At 63.6% G+C, this 23829-nt stretch carries 16 protein-coding genes; 11 read left to right on the top strand and 5 right to left on the bottom strand.

The features are described 5' to 3' along the window. Positions 1-113 precede the first annotated feature (113 nt). From AC56LY_RS14150 to AC56LY_RS14160, 3 genes are read left to right on the top strand one after another with little or no spacing between them, the layout of a single operon-like run. Entirely contained in the window at positions 114-710 is a 597-nt protein-coding gene (locus AC56LY_RS14150) for a DUF2760 domain-containing protein (RefSeq protein WP_499580499.1), read from the top strand. Continuing rightward, the gene (locus AC56LY_RS14155; protein ID WP_499580501.1) at positions 707-2608 is read left to right on the top strand and encodes an Hsp70 family protein; all 1902 of its coding nucleotides are present in this window, start codon (positions 707-709) and stop codon (positions 2606-2608) included. The genes AC56LY_RS14150 and AC56LY_RS14155 overlap by 4 nt, the downstream gene beginning before the upstream one ends. Then, entirely contained in the window at positions 2605-5433 is a 2829-nt protein-coding gene (locus AC56LY_RS14160; protein WP_499580503.1) for an Hsp70 family protein, read from the top strand. Before AC56LY_RS14155 ends, AC56LY_RS14160 begins: the two co-directional genes overlap by 4 nt. Before the next feature lie 18 nt (positions 5434-5451). Here AC56LY_RS14160 and AC56LY_RS14165 read toward each other — a convergent pair whose 3' ends face one another. Next, positions 5452-6123, bottom strand: coding sequence for a methyltransferase domain-containing protein (locus AC56LY_RS14165; RefSeq protein ID WP_499580505.1), 672 nt, complete (start codon positions 6121-6123; stop codon positions 5452-5454). 123 nt (positions 6124-6246) lie between these two features. On the opposite strand from AC56LY_RS14165, the gene AC56LY_RS14170 reads away from it, so the two are divergent. The 3 genes from AC56LY_RS14170 (at position 6247) to AC56LY_RS14180 (ending at position 9701) form a co-directional block, all read left to right on the top strand. Then, a complete protein-coding gene (locus AC56LY_RS14170; protein ID WP_499580507.1) occupies positions 6247-6903 on the top strand; it encodes a DUF4230 domain-containing protein in 657 nt (218 codons plus the stop codon). Between the two features lie 228 nt (positions 6904-7131). Further along, positions 7132-8010, top strand: coding sequence for a tripartite tricarboxylate transporter substrate binding protein (locus AC56LY_RS14175; protein ID WP_482899727.1), 879 nt, complete (start codon positions 7132-7134; stop codon positions 8008-8010). 191 nt (positions 8011-8201) lie between these two features. Further along, positions 8202-9701: a fumarate hydratase gene (locus tag AC56LY_RS14180; RefSeq protein WP_499580509.1), complete on the top strand. Its 1500-nt coding sequence runs from the start codon at positions 8202-8204 to the stop codon at positions 9699-9701. A 22-nt stretch (positions 9702-9723) separates the two neighbouring features. Here AC56LY_RS14180 and AC56LY_RS14185 read toward each other — a convergent pair whose 3' ends face one another. Continuing rightward, a complete protein-coding gene (locus AC56LY_RS14185; RefSeq protein WP_499580511.1) occupies positions 9724-10464 on the bottom strand; it encodes a GntR family transcriptional regulator in 741 nt (246 codons plus the stop codon). A 118-nt stretch (positions 10465-10582) separates the two neighbouring features. On the opposite strand from AC56LY_RS14185, the gene AC56LY_RS14190 reads away from it, so the two are divergent. The 3 genes from AC56LY_RS14190 to AC56LY_RS14200 all read left to right on the top strand — a co-directional run bounded on the left by AC56LY_RS14190 (position 10583) and on the right by AC56LY_RS14200 (position 14601). Further along, a complete protein-coding gene (locus tag AC56LY_RS14190) occupies positions 10583-11950 on the top strand; it encodes a class-II fumarase/aspartase family protein (RefSeq protein ID WP_499580513.1) in 1368 nt (455 codons plus the stop codon). A gap of 26 nt (positions 11951-11976) precedes the next feature. Next, complete coding sequence (locus AC56LY_RS14195; protein WP_499580515.1) at positions 11977-13380, top strand: cation:dicarboxylate symporter family transporter; 1404 nt, start codon at positions 11977-11979, stop codon at positions 13378-13380. Positions 13381-13518: 138 nt separating this feature from the next. Continuing rightward, the gene (locus AC56LY_RS14200; protein ID WP_499580517.1) at positions 13519-14601 is read left to right on the top strand and encodes a porin; all 1083 of its coding nucleotides are present in this window, start codon (positions 13519-13521) and stop codon (positions 14599-14601) included. Positions 14602-14865: 264 nt separating this feature from the next. On the opposite strand, the gene AC56LY_RS14205 is transcribed toward AC56LY_RS14200, so the two are convergent. After that, positions 14866-15267, bottom strand: coding sequence for a transposase (locus tag AC56LY_RS14205; RefSeq protein ID WP_499580519.1), 402 nt, complete (start codon positions 15265-15267; stop codon positions 14866-14868). A 294-nt stretch (positions 15268-15561) separates the two neighbouring features. Between AC56LY_RS14205 and AC56LY_RS14210 the strand changes: the two genes are divergently transcribed. After that, complete coding sequence (locus tag AC56LY_RS14210) at positions 15562-16602, top strand: SDR family oxidoreductase (protein ID WP_183555629.1); 1041 nt, start codon at positions 15562-15564, stop codon at positions 16600-16602. Between the two features lie 279 nt (positions 16603-16881). On the opposite strand, the gene AC56LY_RS14215 is transcribed toward AC56LY_RS14210, so the two are convergent. Continuing rightward, positions 16882-18723: a DEAD/DEAH box helicase gene (locus AC56LY_RS14215; protein ID WP_499582053.1), complete on the bottom strand. Its 1842-nt coding sequence runs from the start codon at positions 18721-18723 to the stop codon at positions 16882-16884. 242 nt (positions 18724-18965) lie between these two features. Between AC56LY_RS14215 and AC56LY_RS14220 the strand changes: the two genes are divergently transcribed. Then, complete coding sequence (locus AC56LY_RS14220) at positions 18966-19628, top strand: PRC-barrel domain-containing protein (RefSeq protein ID WP_499580521.1); 663 nt, start codon at positions 18966-18968, stop codon at positions 19626-19628. A gap of 64 nt (positions 19629-19692) precedes the next feature. Here AC56LY_RS14220 and hrpA read toward each other — a convergent pair whose 3' ends face one another. Continuing rightward, positions 19693-23814: an ATP-dependent RNA helicase HrpA gene (gene hrpA, locus AC56LY_RS14225; RefSeq protein ID WP_499580523.1), complete on the bottom strand. Its 4122-nt coding sequence runs from the start codon at positions 23812-23814 to the stop codon at positions 19693-19695. Positions 23815-23829 lie beyond the last annotated feature (15 nt).

The raw sequence follows: 23829 nt of genomic DNA on the forward strand, positions 1-23829 counted from the left end.
TGTCAGTGCGCCAACGGTGCGCCTGCTGGTATCATGCGCCTCTTTTGGGAGCGGCATTCTCTGGCGCCGGATGCGCCGGGTCGCCGCTTTCGCACTGACCAATCAAAACAACCATGACCCAACAGACCAATTTGCCCGGCTTCTTCAGCCGCTTGTCGATCGCCTTCGGCGCCCTGTTCAAATCGCTCGGCGACGCCGAATTTGCTGCGCGCGTGCGCGATGACGGCGTCGGCCCGACCGCCGCTCCGGCACCAGTGCCAGCCCCGGCACCGGCACCGGCACCGGCACCTGTCGTGAAACCAGCGCCAGCGCCGACGCCCCTGCGCGCGCCGACGCCCGATTCGGCCCTGCAGCTGCTGAGCCTCTTCCAGCGCGAAGCGCGCCTGATCGACTTCGCCCACGAAAACCTCACCAGTTATTCGGACGCCGACATCGGCGCCGCCGCACGCGTCGTGCACGAAGGCTGCGCGCGCGTGCTGCGCGAGCACTTCACGATCGAGCCGGTGCGCAGCGAAGCCGAGGGTGCACGCATCACGCTGAACGAAGGCTTCGATGCCGCCAGCGTGCGCCTGACCGGCAACGTGGTCGGCACGGCGCCGTTCAACGGCACCCTGAGCCATCGCGGCTGGCGCGCTGCCAGCGTCACGCTGCCGCAACTGGCCGAGCGCCACGATGCGCGCGTGCTGGCCCCGGCGGAGGTGGAACTGTGAACGACATCGTGAACGCCCCATCGAACGAATCGCTGAACAATGCAGCCGAGCCGCGCTACGCCATCGGCATCGATCTGGGCACCACCCACAGCGCGCTGTCGTATGTCGACCTGCAGGCCAGCGATGGCGAACAGGCCGTTGACGCCGTGCTGCCGATCCCGCAACTGACCGCGCCCGGCACGATCGAAGCGCTGCCGCTGCTGCCATCGTTCCTGTACCTGCCGCACCCGGACGAACTGCCGGCCGGCGAGCGCGCGCTGCCGTGGAGCGACACCGAAGCGACTACCATGTCGGCGATCGCCGGCGAGATGGCGCGCAACCGCGGCGCGACCACGCCAATCCGCCTGGTTTCGTCGGCCAAGAGCTGGCTGTGCCACCCGGGCGTGGACCGCCGCGCCGCGATCCTGCCAACGGATGCGCCGGACGAAGTCACCCGTGTTTCGCCACTGGATGCATCGACCCACTACCTGCGCCACCTGCGCCAGGCCTGGAACGCTGCGCACCCCGAAGCGCCGTTCGACCAGCAATCGGTCACGGTCACCATCCCTGCCTCGTTCGATCCGGGCGCGCGCGAGCTGACGCTGGACGCCGCGCGCCTTGCCGGCTTCACGCCAACCCTGCTCGAAGAGCCGCAAGCAGCGCTGTATAGCTGGATCCAGGGCAGCGGCGGCCGCTGGCGCAAGCAGGTCGCACCGGGCGACATCATCCTGGTGGTCGACGTCGGCGGCGGCACCAGCGACTTTTCGCTGATCGCGATCCTTGAGCGCGATGGCAAGCTCGAACCGCACCGCGTCGCCGTGGGCGACCATATCCTGCTGGGCGGCGACAATATGGACCTGGCGCTGGCCCACTTCGTGGCCCGCAAACTCTCGGCCAACGGCACGCAGCTCGACGCCTGGCAGATGCGCGCACTGACCTACGGCTGCCGCAGCGCCAAGGAAGCGCTGCTGGCCGACGCCAATGCGACGACGCACCCGATCGTGGTGCCAAGCCGCGGCTCGAAACTCATCGGCGGCTCGATCCGCACCGAACTCACGCGCGACGAAGTCACCGCCTTCATCACCGACGGCTTCTTCCCGCGCGTGGAAGCTTCGGCCCGGCCAACCGTGCGCGCCCGCGCCGGCCTGACCCAGCTTGGCCTGCCGTACGCGCAAGATGCCGCGATCACGCGCCACCTGGCCGCGTTCCTTGCGCGCCAGGCCGGCGCCACCGCCGAACTCGAAGGTTTCACTGGCCGCGTCACGGCCGACCACACGTTCCTGCATCCGAGCGCGGTGCTGTTCAACGGCGGCGTGTTCAAGTCAAGCATCCTGGCCCAGCGCGTGATGGACACCATCAACGACTGGCTGTACATGGAAGGCGCCGAACCGGCGCGCATGCTCGAAGGCGCCGATCTCGATCTGGCTGTCGCGCGCGGCGCGGCCTACTTCAGCTACGCGCGGCGCGGCGGTGGCGTGCGCATTCGCGGCGGCACGGCGCGCTCGTACTACGTTGGCGTGGAGTCGTCGATGCCGGCCATCCCGGGCATGGAGCCGCCACTCGAAGCCCTGTGCGTGGCGCCGTTCGGCATGGAAGAAGGCAGCGAACTCGAACTGCCGGGCCAGGAATTCGGCCTGGTGATCGGCGAGCCGGTCACGTTCCGCTTCTTCGGCTCCACCACGCGCCGCCAGGATCGCATCGGCGACGTGCTCGAATTCTGGGGCCCGGACGAGCTGCACGAAATGAACGAGATCCAGGCCACGCTGCCGGCCGATGGCCGCGCAGCAGGTGATGTTGTGCAGGTAAAACTGCATGCGCTGGCGACGGACGCCGGCACGCTCGAACTGCTGGCAGTGGCGCGTGACGGCCAGCGCTGGAAGATCGAGTTCGACGTGCGTACGGCGGCCGGGGTCCAGTGACCTGGCTCGTCGGCATCGATCTGGGCACCACGAATACGGTGCTGTCCTACGGCCGCAATGGCCCGGGCGGCATCGAGCTATTCCAGATCGATCAGTTGGTGGCGCCCGGCGAAGTGGCCGGCGCACCGCTGCTGCCGTCGATGCGCTACCACCCGGGGCCGGACGAACTCGCGCCCGGCGCCCTGCAACTGCCCTGGCAGCAGCCGGACGTCGCCGGCGTCGAGCGCGTTGCGCTGGGGCGCCTGGCGCGCGTGCTCGGTGCGGCCACGCCGGGCCGGCTCGTCACGAGCGCCAAGAGCTGGCTGTCGCACGACGGCGTCGACCGCATGGCGCCGATCCTGCCGTGGGGTGTCGACAACGACGTGCCCAAAGTCTCGCCGGTGGCCGCCAGCGCCAGCTACCTTGCGCACCTGCGCGCCGCATGGAATGCGCGCTTTCCCAAACAACCCCTTGAACGCCAGCAGATCGTGCTCACGGTGCCGGCGTCGTTCGACGAAGGCGCCCGTGCGCTGACGCTCGAAGCGGCCAGGCTGGCCGGCCTGCCGCAGGTCGCGCTGCTGGAAGAACCGCAAGCCGCGCTGTACGACTGGCTGTACCGCCATCGCGCCAGCCTGGCCGACGATCTGGGCGACGCGCGGCTGGTGCTGGTGGCCGACGTCGGCGGCGGCACCACCGACTTCAGCCTGGTCAAGGTCGATACCAGGGACGGCGAGCCGCACCTGACGCGCATCGGCGTGGGCAACCACCTGATCCTGGGTGGCGACAATATGGACCTGGCGCTCGCCCACCTGATCGAAGCGCGCATGGCCGGCGCAGACAATGACAATGACAATGCGCGCACGCGCCTGTCGGCCGCGCGCCTGGCCCAGCTCACGGAACGCTGCCGCGCCGCCAAGGAACAACTGCTGGCCGACGATGCACCCGAGTCGGTCGCCGTCACGCTGCTCGGCGCCGGCAGCCGCCTGATCGGCTCCGCTCGCAAAGCCGACCTGCTGCGCAGCGACATCGAGCGCATCGTGCTCGACGGCTTTTTACCACTCAACGCCGCGCAGGACGAACCGACGCGCGCCCGCGCCGGCATCGTCGAATTCGGCCTGCCGTATGCAAGCGACCCAGCCATCACGCGGCATCTGGCGAGCTTTTTGCGCCAGCATGCAGCGGCATCGCGCGAGGCGCTCGGGCTGGAAGGCGGCGCGGTCCCGATTCCGGATACCGTGCTGCTCAACGGCGGCGTGTTCAGGGGCGCCGCACTGGCGCGGCGCCTGGTCGACACGCTGAGCGGCTGGCGCGATGCGCCAGTACGCGTGCTGCACAACGAGAATCCCGATATCGCCGTCGCCCGTGGCGGCGTCGCCTACGCGCTGGCGCGCCAGGGCCTGGCGCCGGCGATCGACAGCGGCGCGGCCCGTAACTATTACCTGCTCCTCGACGGCGAAGCACGCGCCGGCCTGCTGCGCGCCGTCTGCCTGCTGCCACGCGGCACGCCAGCTGCCACGGAAGTCACGCTGGCAAACCGCAGCTTCGCGCTGCGCGTCGGCCGGCCGGTGCGCTTTCACCTGGTCTCGACGATTGCCGATGCCGGCGCGGCGCCGCAGGCCGGCGACCTGGTCGATCTCGACCTGGCCGACGTGGTGCGCCTGCCGCCGATTGCGACAGTACTGCGCGCCTCAGGGTCCACCACCACGACCGAGATTCCCGTGCACCTGGTGACGACGCTGAGCGAAACCGGTTCGCTCGAAATGCATTGCGTCGCCGAAGACGGCGGCGGGCGCTGGCAGCTGGCGTTCCAGTTGCGTGGCAATAGCGATGATGACGGCGATATCGACGCGCCGGACGAGGCCCTGCCCGCGAACCTGGACGCAGCGATCGACAAGATCGAGCGCGTGTTCGGCGCCCGCTCGAAACAGATCGAGCCGAAGGAAGTCAAGCAACTGCGCGCTGGCCTGGAACATCTGCTCGGCCCGCGCGAAAGCTGGACCACGCCGCTGCTACGCCGCCTGTTCGACGCCTTGATGGCGCGTGCGAAAGGCCGACGCCGCTCGGTCGAGCACGAGCGCGCGTGGCTGAACCTGGCCGGCTACAGCCTGCGTCCCGGCTTCGGCCATCCGCTCGACGAGTGGCGCATGGAAGGGCTGTGGGCACTGTTCGAAGCGGGCGTGCAGCACCACAAGGACAGCCAGGTGCGCGCCGAATGGTGGACGCTGTGGCGCCGCGTGGCCGGCGGCCTGTCGCTCGATGCGCAACTGCGCGTGCTGGACGATTTCGCCTTCAACCTGCAGGCCGATGCCGCCGAGCGTGGCCGGCGCCCCGTCACGCTGGTCGATGGCAGCGAAGAAGACCTGCTGCGCGTGGGCGCGTCCCTCGAACGCATCCCGTCGGCCTACAAGGCCGAGATCGGGGAATGGCTGTTCAAGCAGATCGCCGACATCCCTGCCGGCGGCAAGCTCGATGCCCGCGCCAGCGCGCGCTACGGCCGCTATCTGTGGGCGCTGGGCCGCGTGGGTGCGCGCCAGTCGTTCCAGTCCAGCGCACACGAAGTGGCGCCGCCCGACGTGGCCGAGGGCTGGCTGCGTCAGCTCCTGCTGCTCGACTGGCGCAAGGTGGAGCCGGCCGGCTTTGCCGCCGCCCACATCGCGCGCATGACGGGCGACCGCTCGCGCGACATCGATGACGCGGTGCGCGGTGACGTGCTGCGCCGCCTGGCGGCCAGCGGCGCGCCGCCGGCATGGACGGCGATGGTGCGCGAGGTCGTGGAACTGGATCAGGCCAGCGAAGCGCGCATGCTGGGCGATGCGCTGCCGCCCGGGCTCAAGCTGCTGCGTTAAGCGCGGTCGAACGACGCATCACGCTTCCAGCTGCCCGATCAGGATCAGCGAGACCGGCTTGCCGGTACGCGGATGCAGCGGCTCGCGCATCGCGGTGACCCGCAACCCGTTTTTCGCAAACAGCGCAACCCAGCCCGCGATCGTGCGGAAGTACCACGGCGGCGCATCGGCGAAGTCGCTGGAAAAGCCCGCCCAGCTGCCGGCGCGCCAGCCGTCGACATACGGTGCATCGCCGCACGCCATGAGCGGATGCACGGTCTGCACGACCAGCGAGCCGCCCTCGCGCAGATAGGTCGGCGCCGCGCGCAGCAGACCATCGACCGCCTCGTTGCCGATCAACGAGAAATTGCAGACCGCGACATCGACTGCCAGCGCCAGCCGGCCCTGCGCGATCTGCTCGAACGACAGCACGCAAAAGTCGCCGCCGCCAGCGGCATCGGCTTTTTCGACCAGCGCGGCAATCGCATCGACACCGACCATCGCCACGCCCGGCAGTGCGCGCACCAGCCAGCCTTCACCGCAACCGAGATCGACGCCCGTGGCCGGATCCAGGCTGCACACCGCGTCGACGATGGCGGCATTGGTGACCAGCGTGCGTGTTTCGATTTCCCCGCCGCGCACGGCGGCAGTCCAGGGATCGACGTTGCGCGACCACGCGTCGAGGACGGCGGCATCGGTAAGACCGGGCATGGGGTTTCTCCTGTAATGACACCATTATGCCGCAGGCAGTAGCGTCACACCCGCGAACGACAACCATCCACAGGATCGGATAGACTGGCGCCGACTCCGCCAACGCACCCGCCCTGCCCGCCCATGAAACCATCGCAACACCTGCCGCTCCTGCTCGTCGCCGTCCTTGCCGCCGTCATCACCTTCGCCCTTATCAAGCGCCCGGTCGACGAAGCGCCCGCACCGCCGCCGCTGGTGTCGCTCGAAAAGATGGGCCACCTGGTGTCGCTCAAGATGAACTATTCGGACGTGATCGAATTCACCCAGCCGAATGCCGTCGGTATTCCATGGTCACAGTGGCAAGTACAGCTTGGCAGCACCCGCGTGCTGCTGGTCGCGCGCGGCGACTGCACGCTGGCCACCGACCTGCGCCAGGCACGCTACGAAGACATCGACAACACGGCGCGCACGCTGACGGTCGTGCTGCCGGCGCCCTCGCCGCTGCAGGCGCGCATCAACCACGAACCGCGCGACAAGGGCGGCTCGTACTTCTATGCGATCACCGACCAGGGCTTGCAGGCCTTTATTCCATCGGCGCAAACGCGCACCACGGCCATGAACAACGTGCTGGCCACGGCGCAGAAAGCAGTACAAGCTGCCTGCAGCCAGCCGACGGTGCTGAACACGGCGAAGGATAATGCGGCCACCGTGATGCAGGCCACGCTGCTGGCCACCGGCTGGACGCCGACCGTGGTGTGGGAGGCCAGCACTGGCCAATCCAAGGCTGTCACCACACCGTAATCTGTTGTAAAAAATTCCCACATAGAAACAAAAGATTACACCTGTGATGACGCAACCGGCCTGACCCTTCGTGTAGAATCTCCTCAGCAGGTTATCGAGATAAATCAACTATATAGAGGTGACAACACCATGCGCGTCTTCCCATCCAGCGGAAAAACCCTTGTCTTTGCTCTCGCGGCAACCGTTCTTTCCACCAGCGTCTTCGCCCAAACGTGGCCAAGCGACACCGTGACCGTCGTCGTCCCATGGCCGGCAGGCGGCCCGTCGGACATCGCGGCGCGCCCGCTGGCCAAAGGCTTGACGACTGCGCTGGGCAAGTCGTTCGTCATCGATAACCGCGGCGGCGGCGGTGGCAATATCGGTTCGGCAGCGGTCACCCGCGCCAAGGCCGATGGCCAGACCATGCTGATCACCTCGAGCGCACCGATCGTGATCAACCCGAGCCTGTACAAGAAAATGGCGTTCAACCCGGCGACCGACCTGATCCCGGTCACCAACCTGCTGCGCGCGCCGCTGGTGCTGGTTGCGCACCCATCGGTCCCGGCCAAGAACGTCAAGGAACTGCTGGCCCTGATCAAGTCGAAGAACGGCCAGTTCTCGTACGCGTCGGCCGGTAACGGTACCCCGCAACACCTGACCGGTGAAATCTTCCGCGGCGTGACCAAGCTCGACATGGTCCACGTGCCCTACAAAGGTTCGGCGCCGGCAATTTCCGACCTGCTGGGCGGCCACATCCCGATCATGTTCGACAGCACCATCGCAATCATGCCGCACATCAAGAGCGGCAAGGTCAAGCCAATCGCCATTTCAGGCAACAAGCGTTCGCCGCTGCTGCCGGATGTACCGACCTTCGCCGAAGCCGGCCTGCCGATCGAATCGTATGCGTGGTACGGCATGTTCGTGCCAGCCAAGACGCCGAAGGCCGTGGTCGACAAGATCAACGCCGAAACGCAGAAGGTCATGAAGTCGCCTGACTTCCAGCGCGTGCTGGCCGATACCGGCACCGAGTACGTGGGCGACACGCCAGAGAACTTCGCCAAGTTCGTCCAGGCTGAAACCACCAAATGGTCGAAAGTCGTGAAAGACAGCGGCGCAACCGTCGACTGATTGTCAGCGATTCGGTAGTGCCCTGAAACGGGTGACGCGGCTTTGCCGGGTCACCCGTTTTTTCATGTGTCATCGTCACGGACAAACAATGAAGTTTGATACGAGCCCGATAACAAATCGTCAACGAGTTGCGTGCCATGTGCGGACAGACTATAGTTAATATGTCCGAACATATATAGCGAGCATGCTCCATGACTGTCATCTACACAGAAGACTTAACTGAAAGCGTCGCTGACGCTCTCCAGTTCATCAGCTACTACCATCCAGCGGATTTCATCCACTCTCTCAAGCATGCTTACGAACTCGAGCAGGGGGCGGCAGCAAAGAACGCAATCCTGCAATTGCTGATCAACAGCCGCCTCAGCGCCATGGCGAAACGGCCGATCTGCCAGGACACGGGTGTTGCCCATGTATTCCTGAAGATCGGCATGGAGGCGCAGTTCCGCACCCGTCATGGTGGCGCGGTGCCCACAGTCCAGGAAGCGGTGGACGAAGGCGTAAGGCGCGCTTACCGCAGCGACGTCAATCCCCTGCGCGCATCGATGGTGTCCGAGCCTCTGGGCGCCCGTCGAAACACACGCGACAACACCCCTGGTATCGTGCAGGTCGAGATGGTTGCCGGTAGCGGGGTAGGCGTTACCGTCGTTGCCAAAGGCGGCGGTGGAGACGTCAAGGCGCGTTTTGCCACCTTGAATCCCAGCGATTCGCCTGCCGACTGGATTGTCGAACAATTGCCGGGAATGGGGGCCGGCTGGTGTCCACCGGGCGTGCTCGGTATCGGGATCGGAGGGAGTCCGGAGCAGGCCATGCTGCTCGCAAAGAAATCCCTGTTTTCGGAAATCGACCTTCCCGCACTTCGCGCGCGTGGCCCCGCCACGCCGGCCGAAGCACTGCGTCTGGAAGTGGCCGACCGTGTCAATGCGCTGGGGATCGGCGCCCAGGGACTGGGGGGATTGACGACCGTCCTCGACGTCAAGGTATTGGAGGCGCCTTGCCACGCAGCCACCTTGCCGATTGCGCTCATCCCGAACTGCGCGGCGACACGGTTTGTCACGTTCTTCCTGGACGGCCAAGGCCCCGCCATGCTGACGCCACCCGAACCGGCCATCTGGGACGGGATTCCCGACATGATGCCGACTGACGGCGGGATTCACGTGGATCTCGACGAGTTGAGCAAGGATGAAGTCAGGCAGTGGAAAGTTGGGCAGACGCTGCTTTTGTCGGGAAAATTGCTGACAGGCCGTGACGCTGCACATAAACGGTTGACGGACATGCTGGCTGCCGGAGAGCCACTCCCGGTCGACCTGCGCAATCGTGCCATTTACTATGTCGGCCCCGTGGATCCGGTCGGCGACGAAGCGGTTGGCCCGGCCGGGCCGACGACGTCGACCCGCATGGACAAATTCGTTGCGCCATTACTTGAACAGACCGGGCTACTCGTCATGGTCGGCAAGGCGGAACGCGGACGTGAGGCGATCCAGACGATTCGCCAGCACGAAGCGGCTTACCTGGTCGCCGTGGGCGGCGCAGCCTATCTGGTGTCGAAAGCGGTGCAATCGGCACGCGTGATTGCGTTTGCGGATCTGGGAATGGAAGCGATCTACGAATTCGAGGTGCGTAACATGCCCGTCACGGTGGCCGTCGATTCTTCGGGCAACAGCATCCACCGCGTTTTTCAACTTGCGACCTGACACCTGCCCACCTGCCCGCCGGCTATGAAACCGAACGCTTCAGCCGCATCGCCACGGCGACGCGGTTCGCAGGATGGACACTCACCGATGCTTCAAACAGCGTTTCGGCCGCATCGAAATACTGACGAACGATTTCCAGGCCAGCAATGCCTGTCTGCACGTTCAACGCCGCAGCCATGTTTTCGTCTATCAACACTGCACGGACGATCTGGCGAATTTCCACGACCCGGCGGCCATAGTGCCGTTCGATCAGGGTGCTGATCAGGACGTCGGGGGATGCCTTGACCTTCTCGACAATGTCACCGTATTGGGGATCGATATAGACATCGGTCCAGCCGACCGGCTCTGCCGTCTGGCTATCCTTGCGCAGGCTCGAAATACACAACCAGGGCGTACCGTCGACACTACCGAGCGTCTTGGCCAGTTCTCCGTGTGCGACGAGCTGGCGGGCTGACTGCATCACCCGGACATGTGTCGAACCGAACTGCACCAGGTCTTCGATCGAGTCCAGGGACGAGCGAAAATCGTTCTTCGGGGTAGCCGATTCCACCCGCGTTCCAGCGTTCTTCTTGCGCGAGACCAGTCCTCGTTGCTGCAATTCATTCAGTGCGGCCCGCACCGTATGCCGGCTCGTATTGTAAATCTCGCAAAGCTCCAGTTCACCTGGCAGGACACTCCCGACCGGATAGAGGTGTTTGGCGATTCCGTCCGTCAACTCTTGGGCGATCTGGGCGAAAAGTGGTTTGGTATTGTTTTTTTTCATAGCAGGATTTTAGGCCATTTAATCCTTGCTTTCTATGTCCGGACATATTAGGTTTACATATGTCCGGACATATCAACGCCACGGACGAGAAGATCACCGATTTTTAGAGGAAAACAATATGAGCACTTCCATTCCGATGGCTTGCACCGTCGTCGATTCGATCCTGTACCGTGACGCCTTTGGCACCCCCGCCATGCGCGCGGTCTTTTCGGATCACGCGCTGATCCAGCGCTACATCGACGCCGAGGTAGCGCTGGCGAAAGCCGAGGCCAGGGTCGGCGTCATCCCGGCCGAAGCCGCCGAGGTCATTGCCCGGGAATCGAGGATCGACCGGATCGACTTCGACCACATGCGCGCCGAGACCGACATCGTTGGCTACCCGATCCTGCCGCTGGTGCACCAACTGGTCGAGATGTGCGGCGACGCCGGCCGTTACGTTCACTGGGGAGCAACCACCCAGGACATCATGGATACCGCCGTCGCACTGCAGATATGCGATGCGCTGGACATCATCGACGCGGACATCCGCGAACTGCGCAGCATTCTTGCGGACCTGGCGGTCAAGCACCGCGATACGCCGATGGCCGGACGTACCCACTTGCAGCAGGCGCTGCCGGTGACCTTCGGCTACAAGGTCGCGATCTGGCTGGCCATGTTCGACCGCCACCAGCAGCGCCTGGCGGAACTGCGTCCGCGCGTTGCGCTGGTGGAGTTTGCCGGCGCTGCCGGCACGCTTGCCTCGCTGGGAACGAAAGGCTTCGAGGTGCAGGAGGCCATGGCGGACGAGCTTGGCCTGGGCGTGCCGGCAACGACCTGGCACGTGGCGCGTGACGGCTTTGCCGAAGCGGTGAACTTGCTGGCCCTGATCACCGGTTCTCTCGGCAAGATCGCCCTCGACATCATGATCATGGCCTCGACCGAATTCGCCGAAGTGGCCGAGCCGTTCGTCAAAGGGCGCGGCGCCAGCAGCACGATGCCGCAAAAGCGCAATCCGATCTCCAGCGAATTGATGCTGGCCGCGTCCAAGGCGGTCAGGCAACACGCCGGGCTGATGGTCGATGCCATGGTCCAGGACTTCGAACGCGCGACCGGTCCATGGCACGCCGAATGGATCGCGATTCCCGAGAGCTTCATCCTGACCGCCGGGGCATTGCATCAGGCAAAGTTTGCCCTGGGCGGCCTGGTTGTCAACACCGGGCAAATGAAACACAACCTGGGCCTGACGAAAGGCCTGATCGTTGCCGAGGCCGTCATGATGAGCATGGCGCCCCACATCGGCCGCCAGCAGGCCCACGATATCGTGTACGACGCATGCCGCGCCGTGAATGAACAGGGCGGGACCCTGGCCGATGCCCTGGCGGCCTTGCCGGCCGTGACAGAGCATTTCGACCGTGCGGCAATCGACAGGATGACCGATCCGGCCAACTATCTCGGCCTGGCGCCAGACATGGTGGACCGGGCTGTCGCACTGTCAAAAGTCATTTAAGGCACAGACCGTTGGAGGAGACAATCATGACAATACAGACCAACCAGACACACGACAGCATCCCCCCGAAAAGTACCCTGCCGTGGTACCGCAAGCTCGGCATCCAGGTACTTCTCGCACTTATTCTCGGCATTCTTTTCGGTTTCGCTTTCCCACAGTTCGCCGCCAAGTTCAAGATTCTTGGCGACATGTTTCTTTCACTCATTAAATGTGGCGTGGCCCCGCTGGTGTTCCTGACGATCGTGCACGGCATCGCGTCGGCGGGTGACATCAAGAGCGCCGGCCGGGTCGGCTGGCGCGCGATCGTGTATTTCGAGATCGTCTCTACCCTGGCCCTGCTGATCGGCTTGGTTGCCGGGAATGTCCTGAACATTGGCGCAGGCATGACGACGGTCGCCGGAAGCGGCACCGTGCCCGCGGCTGCGGCAAAGGCAGCGCCGCAGGGATTCCTTGAGTTTATTGCCCACATCGTTCCCGACAATTTTATCGGCGCCTTCACCAAAGGTGAACTGCTCCAGGTCGTCGTGCTTGCCGTCATGACCGGCATCGGCATCCTGGCGATTCCTGACGGCAAGCGCAGCAAGATCAATGAGGGCCTTGACCAGATTTCCGAGGTGCTGTTCGCGTTCATCAACCTCGTGATGAAACTCGCGCCGATCGGCACCTTCGGCGCGGTAGCCTATTCGGTCGGGAGCAGTGGCGCCGCCGTCCTGATCGCGCTGACGCAGCTGGTGCTGAGCTTCTACGCAGTCATTCTCCTCTTCATCTTCGGTGTGATGGGATTGATCGCCAAACTCAGCAAATTCAGCCTGTGGCGTTTCCTGAAGTACATCAAGGACGAGATCTTCATCGTCCTCGGCACCGCCTCGTCGGAAAGCGCATTGCCACGTCTGTTGATCAAGCTGGAACGCCTGGGTTGCGGCAAGCAGACGGTGGGCCTGGTGCTTCCCACAGGCTACGCCTTCAACCTGGACGGTACGTCGATTTTCATGGCGATGGGTGTGATGTTCATTGCCCATGCCTATGGCATTCCGCTCTCGCTGGATGCCCAGCTCGGCATCCTCGTGCTGATGCTCCTGACTTCCAAAGGCGCAGCCACGGTCTCCGGTGGTTCGTTCGTGGTCTTTGCCGCAACCGTCACCTCGACCGGCATTTTGCCGATCGAAGGCGTCGCCGTGATCTTTGGCGTGTATCGCTTCCTGTCGATGGCGATCGCCACCTGCAATACGATCGGCAACAGCGTCGCCACTGTCGTGATTGCAAAGTGGTCGGGCACCTTCGATGCGAGCGTTGCGGAGCGCCATTTGTATCCGGAGCGTTTTCCGGGAATCGCGCAAGCCGATTCGGCCCTGGCCGACGGCAACCTCCTGCCCGAAGACAGCCGCGATGGCACACCCCACCCCGAGGGTATCCAGACCCATCGGGCCTGAACCGGAAACGGCGTTTGCGCCTGGCGGCGTTCGGGAAAACGTTTGCCGGCGAAGTCAAACGAGGTATGCAGCCAGACCCGGGACAGGGTCCGCATACCTCAGCTTTACAGCACTGATGCAATTAATAAGGAGACACACATGAACAAGAAAATGATGGCCGCGCTGGTTTCCGCGCTTGCCGCGCACACTGCAATCGCACAGTCGAATGTCAGCATTTACGGGATCGCCGATGTCGGTTATGCAGGCGAACGGGGCGGCGAAGCCGGGAATGTCAGCAAGATTACCAGCGGCGCCTCGTCGTATTCGCGTCTCGGTTTTCGCGGCAGCGAAGAAATCGGCAATGGGGTATCTGCCATCTTCACACTGGAAAGCGGCGTGCGCATGGACACGGGCGAACTCGACGTGAACAACACGCTCTTCAATCGCCAGGCGTGGGTCGGCCTCAAAACCCGGGCCGGCACGCTGACGCTCGGGCGTCAGTACACCCCCTGGCACTTGACGCTCTCGCAGGTAGCCGACCCATTCAAGACCGGCTACGCAGGAACGTCCAAGAACCTGTTCCCCGACTCGGGGACCAACGTCCGCATGAATAACTCGGTGGTATATGCGACGCCGACCGTTCAGGGATTTTCCGGCACCCTGGCCTATGGCTTCGGCGAACAGACCGAGAGCAGCAGGATTGGACGGCAGATGGGGGCTTCGCTCGGCTACAGTGCCGGAAAACTCGCCGTACGTTTCGGTTACAACAACCGGAACACCGATGTCGCAACAGCACCTGGCGTACTTCCCGTGACACGGGGATCGAGCAGCAACAAACTCCTGGCTGCCACCCATGACTTCGGTGTCCTGAAACTGCATGGCGGCTACGGGAAGGACAAAGGTTTCAACAGCGCCCCGCTGCGCAGTGCAGGCAATCCCTACGGCGGCATCGCACCTACTGCCTCGACCGATAGCAACGTCATCCTGCTTGGTCTCTCGGCACCGGTGCCCGGCGGCGTCCTGATGGCCTCGGTGATGCGCAAAGACGACGAAACAAGCTTTGACCAGGACGCGCGCGGCTGGGGCATCGCCTATGATTATGTGCTCTCGAAACGCAGCACGCTGTACACGTCCTACGGCGCGGTAAGCAATCAAAACGGTGCTGCTTACACAGCAGGTAACAATTCGGAAGCGGGCACTGGCAATCGCCAGTTCAATATGGGAATGCGTCACACATTCTAGAAACGAAGCACCATGCAAAACCGCTCATTCGGCCGATGCGTGGTGGCCGAATGAGCGCTTGCATGTTGCCGGGTATCGACGAGCAGAAATTACCCCACCAAAACCAGGAGGGATAGCCCGCCACTGAAATGACGCTACCATTTTCTTGTGAGTACCGGCGCAACGATGTCGGCCTTCAGGCGCTTGTAGACATGCCTGGCGCCGCTGCCCGAACCACGTCTTCATGACGCAGGCACCGGAATGCCCCGCCTGTCATGGCAAACTTCATTGCGCCGTCGTGGACTTTTTAAGCCTGCGGCGCACTTTATCAGCAGGCCACAACCGTTCTTTATCAGTCTCGTCCAGAAAACGATGCCGCCAGCGCAGCGCGGTATTGCTGTGCACGCCAACCTGCGCCGCCGCTGCCCGCACCGATCGGGCCTCGCGCAGCATGACAATGTAATCGAGCCACTTCTCGCGCAGCCTGAGTCGCGCCAGCGGTGTACCGGTCAGGTCGTTGAATGTACGCAGGCACTGGCGACAGCGAAAGCGCTGGCGGTTATTGGCCTGGCCATGCCGGTTCAGTTGCCGGCAACCGCAATGCGGGCAGCAGCGTTGCAGCGACCTGCTGTCCGCGATGAGCGCCGCGAGCCGGTCAAGACTGCCCTCCGGCTGCGGGATCGCCATCGCCCTGACCGGCCGAGGACGGTCGAACAACGCACGATGTGAGCCTGATTTCACGAACCTGAAGGATGTCACGGTGCCCTCCCTTGTCATAGTCGGAGTTCGACACCTGCCTGGCTTCCGGGTTCAATCCTCATCAACGACATGCAAACCGCAGCCTGATTCAGTCGCCATGAACTTCCCTTCCAAGACATTGCCCTACTGCTACCGAACTCCATGACTATTGGATAACGACTAACATCTTTATCAACGTCGTGACCGCTATCGGCACCCTGCCACCACATCCAAGGAGCAAGCATGCATTCGGAAGACAAGAAGGTCGAGAACCAGACCACACAAGACATGGCGCCATCGCGCCGCCGGTTCGTCGGCACCGTGGCCGCCGGCGTCGCCGCCTCGGCCGCGGCCGTGCCGGCCCTGGCCCAGCAAGCCGCGGGCGGCAACCAGCCAGCCGCCGGCGCCGCGCGCGAAGCAGCCAAGCGCTATCCGCGTCCACCGTTCCCGAATCAGGATCAGCCATGGCCTGCCCTGGCCAGCAAGATGACACCGCGCCCTGACCATGGCGAAACCACCTATCGCGGCAGTGGCCGTCTGGCCGGCCGCAAGGCCTTGATCACGGGCGGCGACTCGGGCATCGGCCGCGCTGCCGCGATCGCGTACGCGCGCGAAGGTGCGGACGTGGCGATCGGCTACCTGCCGGCCGAAGAGCCGGATGCACGTGAAGTGATGCAATTGATCCGCGATGCCGGCCGCAAGGCAGTGGCTGTGCCGGGCGATATCCGCGATGAAGCGTTCTGCAAGAAGATGGTGGAAACCGCCGTGCGCGAACTCGGTGGCCTGGACATCCTGGTCAACAATGCTGCGCGCCAGCAGAACCACGATTCGATCCTCGACATCACCAGCGAACAGTTCGACTGGACGATCAAGACCAATGTGTATGCGGTGTTCTGGATCACCAAGGCGGCAATTCCGCACATGAAGCCAGGCAGCGTGATCATCAACACGTCGTCGCAGACGGCCTACGATCCACCCGAAAAACTGCTCGATTATGCGTCGACCAAGGCGTTCGAGGTGGCGTTCACCAAGTCGCTGGCCAAGCAGATGGCGTCAAAAGGGATTCGGGTCAATGCGGTGGCGCCAGGGCCGGTATGGACGCCGCTGCAACTGGCGGGCGGCAATTCACCGGAAGGCCGCGCAAAGTTCGGCGAAGATACGCCGATGAAGCGCCCTGGCCAGCCAGCTGAACTGGCGGCGACCTATGTCACGCTGGCGTCGGATGAATCGAGCTACACCACCGGCCATGTGTATGGCGTAGCGGGTGGTGGCGGGCAGCCGTAAGCGCCCACTAGCAGGTCCGCCCGGTCTTGCGGGGTGGACTAGTCAACCTGCGTGCTCAGTGGCGACGCAGCAGACGCACCAGCAACGCCGCGAACGGGCGGGTCGGGATCCGGCGGCCCAATGGACCCGCGTTGTTGCAGCGTGACGTGACAGTCATGATTGTTCTCCAAAGTATTGCTTTGCAGATTAACCATTGCCGTCCAGCTCTTCTGTACGCTGGTTCGCATAGTCTTACCTGCTGGCATCAAGCAGCTTGTTGCCGTGTGCTTCACGCAACACTTACATCGTTTCCAGCACCGTCATTGCGCGTTTGAGCTTGTGTGTATGGGGTGTGACCGCATCGCAGGTCATTACCAGCTCATGCGTGGCGCGGGTCATCGCCACGTACAGCAGACGTGCCTCGTCTTCGACGATGTCTTCTTCCTTGAACTCGGCGCCAAGGCCCGGAATGCCCACCAGTGAAAACTCCAGGCCCTTACTGCTGTGCATCGTGATCAGCTTGACGCTGTCGTGCACCGGAGAATAGGCCGCCCCCTTTGCCTGCTGCCACTGAAACGGAATGTCGCGGCGCTGCAGCACTTCTGCCAGCACTTTACCGACACCATAGCGCCGATAGATCAGTGCCATTTCGCCCCATGGCGTGCCAGTCTTGCTGGCCGCAGCAAGTTTGTCAGCCAGGAATTCGGCTTCTTTCTGCAGACTTGGCAGCTGCACCAGAATTGGTTTCGGACCATGCCGGCCCGTGCTCATCGGCTGGACCGTGGGCGCCTCGTCATCTTCGGTATTGTGCGCGGTAAGCAGTTCGGCGGCAAAGGCGCGCGCCACTGCCAAGATTTCGGCCGTGTTCCGATAATTGAGTTTCAGGATGGTGGTGCGCCCTGCCGCCTGCACGCCGACACTCGAGAACGAGAATTTCAGCTTCTTTGCTGTGTGATAAATCGACTGTGCATCGTCGTACAAGACCAGCAGCGACTTGGTTTCGGGATTGACCATTTGAACGATCAGCTTGAACCAGGCCGGTTTGAAGTCATGCCCCTCGTCGATCAGTACGGCGTCGTACTGCCCCCGGGGAATCAGATCGCTGTCCACGCCCCGGATCACGCTATCGATGCACGCTTCGAAATAAGCATCCAGATCGGCTGTCCTGGCGGGCTTGTCGACGTGATAGGTGTCAAGCTGGCGCATGCACCACGCGTGGAAATTGATGGCCACGATTTTATCGCCCAGCCCCTTTTGCTCGATCATGGCGGCCAGCTTGGCGGCCAGGGTCTTGTTGTAGCAAAGGATCGCAATCGGCCGCTGGCTAAGCTTTGCAAGATGCTCGGCGCGATAACCCAGGATCAGCGTTTTGCCGGAACCCGCCACGCCGTGAATCACGCGATGCCCTTCACCCAGGCTGCGCGCCAGCTGCTCCTGCTGCAAGTCCATGACACGGATGAGGTCCGGAATTTCGGTACTGATCTGGCCATGTTCTTCGCAAGGAGTTGCCTGAACGCCAATGCGCACTTCAGGAAACATATGCCAGCGCACGCGGTCAATTTGCGGCAACGACAGCTTCATCTTGAACTTGATGGGGAACATGCCCCATAACCGCGCCTGAAACGCTTCGTCATCCACACTCTCGGTCATCTCGTCCTGGCAAATAACGAGGTGACGCGGAAGAACCTCGCCCAACGCGCCATCGTCAAATTGCTTGCGCGTGATATTGCTCAGGACAACCCCACAACCATAGGGAAAGAAAAATTTTCCTTTCAAGCTACCCGATGGCCAGACCAGCATCGGATCGCCCTCCAGCTTGTTGGTGACCGCGTACAGATACTGGCGCGCCTGCTCCAGCGGATTCATGACCTGCTTGGTGCCGGTGTCGGTGACGATCACGGCGTGCTGCTTGTCGATACTGACGAGGGTGCCAAGGCGCCAGTCTTTCACTTCCAGCACCAGCAAACCGCGTGCAGGATGAAACACAATAAAATCGGGATGCTGGTTGCGCGCGCCGATACTCACGTCATACCAGCAGAGGTAGTCATCTTCGAGTTTGTCTTCGAGACGCAAGCCGAAGCGTCGTTCACCAGAGGTCATGCGCGCCGTACAGGCACTGAGTGATGGGATGAGAGTTGCCATTAACGTATTCCTGTCGATCCACCAATGTAGCCGATCGTTCCAGGGCAAACCGATAAAAATAGTATTTCTCTAATGCATTAGTATCGTTTGTTGCATTTTGCCGTCGCCAGATAATGACGCCGACCGACGTGCTGGCGCGCGCGCCCTAATTCAATAGCGTCCTACCATGGGCCGACAGGGTCACGGTGCCTCCCAATCGGGTTGACCGCAGGCACTGTCCACAACGTCACATGGAGGAACATATGAGCTACGCAGATCGCGACAAATATGGCATGTACAAGGACACCAGCATCGCAGGTCCGGGACCATCACTGATGGGGGCCGACACGCTGATTGGCGACAGCGTCGTCAATGCCAATGACGAAGACCTGGGCGACATCAAGGACATCATGCTCGACATGCAGACCGGCCAGGTTGCCTACGCCGTGCTGGCCTTTGGCGGCTTTTTGGGCATGGGCGAGAAACTGTTCGCCGTGCCATGGCAGGCATTGCATCTCGATACGGTCAACCACCGCTTCGTGCTCAACGTCGAAAAAGACCGCCTCAAATCCGCGCCCGGTTTCGACAAGGACGCGTGGCCCGACATGGCTGACTCGATCTGGGCCGGCGACGTGCACGATTTCTATGGCACCGACCCGCAGCGCGCAGGCGCACCGACCATGGGGCCGGGTGTGCCGACGAGTGGCGTGGGCGGCGCGGCCACCGGCAGCAGCACGTATACGGGCGGCTCGATGGGTTCGAGCATGGGCGCAGGCTCGGCGGGTTCCGCCAACGTGGCCGGATCGGGCAGCAGCATGAGCGACTCGTCGCTCAATCAGGGCTCGGGCGCGAGTCTCGACCCGCGTGCCGGCAACCTGGGCGACGACGATGATCTGAGCCGGATCCGGGGCAGCAATATCGGCTGATTGAACGACGGCTTTCACATGGCTGGCGCTTAGCGATCAACTAAGCCGTCAGCCATGATCGTCCTTACCGCTGCATCGACTCCCACACCTTCTGCAGACGCTTGGCCGACACTGGCATTGGCGTTCTCAACTCTTGCGCGAACAGCGACACCCGCAGTTCTTCGAGCATCCAGCGGAACTCGATCATGCGTGGATCGTTGTTCTTCGACCCCATGTTCTTGAGCGTGCGCTGGAACTGCGCCGCTGCCGACTGCCACTCCGCCATCAGTTGCGCATCGCGCGTCGGATTGCCGCGCAGCTTCTCCAGCCGCACGTTGATCCCTTTCAGATAACGCGGGAAGTGCGCCAGCTGGCTGTACTCGTTGTCCGCGATGAAGCGCTTGTGCACGAGCGCCTGCAACTGCCCCATGATGTCCGCCGACACTGCCTGCGGCAGGGTCTGCACACGCTTGGGCATGCCGTGGAATTCGGCCAGCACCTGGCCCGCCAGACGCGCCACCTCGTTGATCAACAGGCCAATGCGGCCCTTGCCCTGGTCACGGCGCGCGTTGAACTGCGCCGCATTGAGCGGCAGCGGATCCTGCAGGCAGGCGATGTCGATCGCCTTGGCCACGATCTGGTCGCGCAAGTCTTCCTGCGAACCCAGGCTCATGAACTGCATGCCCATGCCCTGCAGGCCGGGGATGTTCTTCTCCGCGAACTTGAGCTGCTCCTTGAACTGCAGCGCAAACAGGCGGCGCAGGCCCACGCGGTGCGTGCGCGCCGCCACGTTCGGGTCATCGAACACTTCCAGATCGCAGTGCGTGATCTTGTCGACCAGCGCAGGGAAGCCAATCAGCGTCAGCTTGCCCTGGTTGATCTCCAGGAGTTCCGGCAGGTCGCCAAACGTCCACGCAGTCAGCTTCGTGTGCTGGCTGCTGGTCGACGCACCCTTGGCCGAGGCCACCGCCGGCGCGGCCGGCTGGGCACCCTTGCCCTTGGCCGCCGGCGCCGCGGCGGGTGCAGCAGTAGCCACTGCGCCCGAACCGACTGCACCAGGCCGCGCCAAGCGCGCGAGCGAACCGCTCGACGCCGGCGCCGACTCGGCCATCTTCTGGAAACTCTCGCGCGCCTGCCCGCCCAACTCGGCCTGCAGCGTGGCCAGGTTGCGGCCCATGTCCAGCTGGCGACTGTGCTCGTCGATCACCTTGAAGTTCATGAACATGTGCGCCGGCAGCGTCTCGATCTTGAAGTCGGCCGTCAGCACCAGCGTGCCCGTCTGCGCGCGTACGTCGGCGATCAGCACGTCGATCAGGTCGCCCCGTCCGAACGTGCCGGCCGTGTGGATGCGCTCAACGAACTTGGCCGCGTAATCCGGCAGCGGCACGCAGTGGCGGCGCAGCTTTTGTGGCAACGACTTGAGCAGCAGGTGCACCTTTTCCTTGATCATGCCTGGCACCAGCCAGGCCGCGCGCTCTTGCGGAATCTGGTTCAGCGCGAACAGCGGCACGGCCAGCGTCACGCCATCGCGAACGCTGCCCGGCTCGAAGTGGTACGACAGCCCCATCTCGATGCCGGTGACGGTCATCGTCTTCGGGAACAGCTCGGTGGTGATGCCGGCCGCCTCGTGCCGCATCAGCTCTTCGCGGTTCAGGTACAGCAGCTTCGGGTTCTCGCGCGCGACGTCCTTGTACCACTTCTCGAAGCCGGCGCCATTGACGATGTCGCGCGGGATCTCGCTGTCGTAGAAGGCCGCGATCAGCTGGTCGTCCACCAGCACGTCCTGGCGGCGCGACTTGTGCTCGAGGTTCTCGATGTCCTTCACCAGCTTGTGGTTGTGGATGTAGAACGGCAGGCGCGTTTCATAGTCGCCCGCGACCAGCGCGTCGCGAATGAAAATCTCGCGCGCTTCAGTCGGATTGCGCTGGCCGTAGTTGATGCGGCGCGCGCCGTAGATGACGATGCCGTGCAGCGTCGCGCGTTCGAGCGCCGTGACCTGCGCCTGCTTCTTCTCCCAGCGCGGCTCGCCCCACGATTTTTTCAGCAGGTGCGCGCCGACCTTCTCGACCCACTCCGGCTGGATCTGCGCGATCGTGCGCGCATACAGGCGCGTCGTCTCGACCAGTTCGGCCGCCATGATCCAGCGCCCTGCTTTCTTGCCCAGCGTTGAACCGGGCCAGATGTGGAACTTGATGCCGCGCGCGCCCAGGTAGATGCCGGCCTGCTCGTCCTCGGCCTTGAAGCCGATATTGCCCAGCAAACCCGTGAGCAGCGAGATATGCAGCTGTTCGTACGTTGCCGGCGACTCGTTCAGGCGCCAGCCCTGCTCGCGCACGATGGTCAGCAGCTGCGAGTGCACATCGCGCCACTCGCGCAGGCGCACCTGCGACAGGAAGTTGGCGCGGCAGTTTTCCTGCAACTGGCGATTGGTTTTCTTGTGCTCGATCGCGTCTTCGAACCAGGCCCAGATCTTCAGGTAGCTGAGGAACTCCGAGCGCTCGTCGGCGAACTTCTTGTGCTTCTCGTCGGCCTGCTGCTGGTATTCGATAGGACGGTCGCGCGGGTCCTGCGTCGACAGGGCCGACGCCACGATCAGCATCTCGGTCAGGCAGCCGTTGTCGAGCGCCGCGAGGATCATGCGGCCCACGCGCGGGTCGAGCGGCAGCTTGGCCAGCTTGCGCCCCAGCGGCGTCAGTTCATTGGTGTCGTCGACCGCGCCAACCTCTTGCAGCAGCTGGTAGCCGTCGGCGATCGCGCGGCCTTGCGGCGCCTCGATGAACGGGAAGGTCTCCACGTCCGTCAGGCGCAGCGCCTTCATGCGCAGGATGACGGCGGCCAGCGACGAGCGCAGGATTTCGGGCTCGGTAAATTTGGGACGCTTGAGGAAATCGTCTTCTTCGAACAGGCGGATGCAGACGCCATCGGCCACGCGGCCGCAACGGCCCGCGCGCTGGTTGGCGGCCGACTGCGCGATCGGCTCGACCTGCAACTGCTCGACCTTGTTCCTGAAGCTGTAGCGCTTTACGCGCGCCAGGCCCGTGTCCACCACGTAGCGGATGCCCGGCACCGTCAGCGACGTTTCGGCCACGTTGGTCGACAACACGATGCGGCGCGCATTCGTCGTGCGGAACACGCGATCCTGCTCTTCGACCGAGAGGCGCGCGAACAGCGGCAGGATCTCGACATGCGGCGGATGGTGCTTGCGCAGCGCCTCGGCGCAATCGCGGATTTCGCGCTCGCCCGGCAGGAACACGAGCACATCGCCCTGCCCCAGGCGGCACACTTCATCGACGCCGTCGACCACGGCGTCCATCAGGTCGCGCTTGTCGCGCGCGGCTTGCGCCCTCGGCGCCAGATTCGGCGCAGCATCTGAGGTCTGCGCAGGCTTGGACGTATTGACACCCGCGACCGGATCGCGATCGACCGCGCGATAGCGCACCTCGACCGCGTACAGACGGCCCGACACCTCGATCACCGGCGCCGGTTTCAGGTCCGCCCCATCGCCCTTGCCGAAGTGGCGCGCGAAGCGCTCGGCGTCGATCGTCGCCGACGTGATGATGATCTTCAGGTCGGGCCGGCGCGGCATCAGCTGCTTCAGGTAGCCGAGCAAAAAGTCGATGTTCAGGCTGCGCTCGTGCGCCTCGTCGATGATGATCGTGTCGTAGTTGCGCAGCAGCGGATCGGTCTGCGTTTCAGCCAGCAGGATACCGTCGGTCATCAGCTTGACCGACGCGCCCTTTTGCAGCGTGTCGTTGAAACGCACCTTGAAGCCCACGTGCTCGCCCAGCGGCGTGCCCAGTTCCTGCGCGATGCGCTTGGCGGTGGACGACGCGGCGATCCGGCGCGGCTGCGTGTGGCCGATCAGGCCGCGGCTGCCGCGGCCCAGCTCCAGGCAGATCTTCGGCAGCTGGGTGGTCTTGCCCGAACCCGTTTCGCCCGAGACGATGACGACCTGGTTCTCCTGGATCGCCTTGGCGATTTCGGCGCGCCGGCCCGAGACCGGCAAGTCTTCGGGGAAGGTAATCGGCGGCAGCGGATTGCGCTCGCGCGGAACCTCCTCGCGCGGCGGGCGCTCCTGGCGTGGCTGCCCCTCGCCACGCGCGCGGCGTGGACGTGGTTGGGCAGGTGCAGGGGCCGCCGTGGTGGTCGAAGTGGCGTCTACGGCGCGCGCCGGTCGTTGCGAAGGCTTGTTACTCTGTTCAGACATTGATTTTTACAAGGT

The organism is Telluria sp. ZT3P25, assembly GCF_059685895.1.